Annotated in this window: 3 protein-coding genes; 1 reads left to right on the top strand and 2 read right to left on the bottom strand. The window is 45.5% G+C overall.

Going from position 1 to position 2440, the window contains the following annotated elements:
• Together ACI4N7_RS04240 and ACI4N7_RS04245 are read right to left on the bottom strand one after the other, a co-directional pair.
• On the bottom strand, positions 1 to 223 hold a 223-nt coding region (locus tag ACI4N7_RS04240; protein WP_439732122.1), incomplete at its 3' end, for an ATP-binding cassette domain-containing protein.
• A gap of 15 nt (positions 224 to 238) precedes the next feature.
• Entirely contained in the window at positions 239 to 550 is a 312-nt protein-coding gene (locus tag ACI4N7_RS04245) for an ABC transporter permease subunit (protein ID WP_439732124.1), read from the bottom strand.
• A gap of 491 nt (positions 551 to 1041) precedes the next feature.
• Between ACI4N7_RS04245 and ltrA the strand changes: the two genes are divergently transcribed.
• Complete coding sequence (gene ltrA / locus ACI4N7_RS04250) at positions 1042 to 2340, top strand: group II intron reverse transcriptase/maturase (RefSeq protein ID WP_439732123.1); 1299 nt, start codon at positions 1042 to 1044, stop codon at positions 2338 to 2340.
• The last annotated feature ends 100 nt before the right edge of the window (positions 2341 to 2440 follow it).

Below are 2440 nucleotides of genomic sequence, written 5' to 3' on the forward strand. Positions count from 1 at the left end.
TGTGTTCGTGAGCGCGGTCATCGATCAGCTTGCCGTCGATCCATATTTTCCCGGAAGTAATGGTCTCCAGATGATTCAGGGAACGCAGAAAAGTGGATTTACCGCCGCCGGAAGGTCCGATAATACATACAACTTCGCCTTCATTTACCTCCAGATTGCAGTCCTTCAGCACTTCCAGACTGCCAAAATTCTTATATAAATGTTCTACTTTGATAATCGGCATGTTTGTGTCCCCTTTCTACTGATAGATTGAGAATTTTTCTTCCAGTGCGCCGAACAGCTTCGTACATGCCCAGGTCATGAGCAGATACAGTGCCATGGCCGGTATGTAGACACTTACCTGGTTGGTAGAAGTCAGGATATTCTGCGTTGCCTTGGAAAGATCTTCCATGGCAATAATGGAGGTCAGCGAGGCATCCTTCAGAACCATGATAAATTCATTGGCAAAAGAAGGGATAAGCCGCTTGTAGGTCTGCGGAATAATGATCTTGAACATGGTCCGCCCGTAGCCGAAGCCCAGCGCTTTAGCGCGCCCAGCGAAGGGTATGATATTTAGCGGGTGGAAATCCCGTCTGGAAAGGTACTAACCACACCACCAGTAGCGAGTCTTGGAAGAATAGTGGCAACATTATCCTTTAAGCGTAGACAGTCAGGCAGTAGGGCTGAAATGTGATTGAGCACCGAAATCTGGGTTAATCAGTGGGCCGACGCTTTTAAAGCAGCGGAAGGCAACATGTGGGTTTATCGTAATGGTGAGATTTCACACATCACTGCGGTGTCCAGGAGCCAGTCATGCTGTACAATGGTATCATATCAACTGGGGAGAGCCTGTGTTTCCCACATATAGTGTAAAATATGAGGTATGCTGGCTGACCGAAAAGGGAAAATAGCAGAAGGAATACAGGCAGTCGGATGACCGAATAGTACCGGTGAAGTCGGGTAATGCCGATGGAGGGAAGTCGAGAGGGAGTGTTCCTCACACTCCTGTCATGCAAGGCAATATCAAAGAGGAAACATCATCTATACACAGGGATAGGAAACATGATGGAAACGAAATTGGCGAGAATATCACAACTATCAAAGGAAAATCCAGATATGGTGTTTACTTCAATCGGGCATTTACTCAATAAGAAACTGTTGAAATCCTGCCATGAAAAGATGGATGGAAAGAAAGCAGTGGGCATTGATGGAGTGACGAAAGAAGAATACGGGAAGAATCTGGAGCAAAATCTGACGGAATTGGTGGAACGGCTGAAGAACAAGTCCTATAAACCGCAGCCAGCCAGACGGGTAGAAATCCCAAAAGAAAACGGGAAAACCAGACCCCTGAGCATTTATTGCTATGAGGACAAGCTGGTACAGGAAGCATTGAGGCGTATCCTGGAAGCAGTGTACGAGCCACTCTTCTATGAGGAAATGATGGGCTTCAGACCGGGAAAGGGATGCCATATGGCAATCAGGAAACTGAACGGTTATATAGAAAACTGCCCTACAAATTACGTACTGGATGCGGACATAAAGGGATTCTTTAACCATTTAGACCATGAGTGGGTAATTCGTTTCATAGAAGCGAAAATAAAAGACCCAAACATTGTACGGTTGGTCAGGCGGACACTTAAAAGCGGGATAATGGAAGATTATCAATTTGAGCCAACAGAGGAGGGCGCAGGACAGGGGTCAGTGTGTTCCCCTGTGATAGCAAATGTGTACATGCACTATGTTCTGATCTGGTGGTTCAAAGAGATTATCAGACCGAAGTTAAAGGGGTATGCAGGGCTGGTCGTGTACGCCGACGATTTTGTTGTATGCTTCCAATATAAGGAAGATGCGGAATTCTTCTACAGACATCTTATTAAAAGGATGGGGCATTTTGGACTGGAAATGGAGGAAAGCAAAAGCCGACTGATAAAATTTGGCAGATATGCACAGAAAGAAGCACAGACAGCCGGAAAGAAAGCAGAGACATTTGACTTCCTCGGATTTACACATTACTGTTCCACTAGCAGGAACGGGAAGTTCAGAGTGAAGAGGAAAACCAGCAGGAAAAAGTTCAGGAAGAAATGCAAAGAAATACACGCCCTGCTAAAAGAAATCAGGCACTGGGACGTAAAATTGATTGTAGAAAAACTGAACAGAATTCTGGTGGGATATAACCATTACTACGGGATTACAGACAACATTCGAGCGTTGGAACGCTTTCGGCGAAAAGTAGAGAAAATGCTTTTCTACTGGCTGAACAGAAGAAGCCAGAAAAGCAGCTACACATGGAAGGGATACAGGGAACTGCTAAAAGTGTTCCCAATAATCCAACCACGAATATATGTCAGCATATATGGATGATAGTCGTTGAAGAATCAGCTTTGTAAAGAGCCGGATGCGGGAAATCCGCACGTCCGGATCTGTGAGGGATATGCCTCGAAAGGGGCATATCTACTCGACG

Origin of the sequence: Dialister sp., from assembly GCF_051885895.1 — a bacterium.
In the GTDB taxonomy this organism is placed as follows: domain Bacteria; phylum Bacillota; class Negativicutes; order Veillonellales; family Dialisteraceae; genus Dialister.

Excerpts from the sequence above, each read along its gene's own strand:
- ltrA (WP_439732123.1), top strand. The coding sequence starts at position 1,042 with ATGATGGAAACGAAATTGGCGAGAATATCACAACTATCAAAGGAAAAT.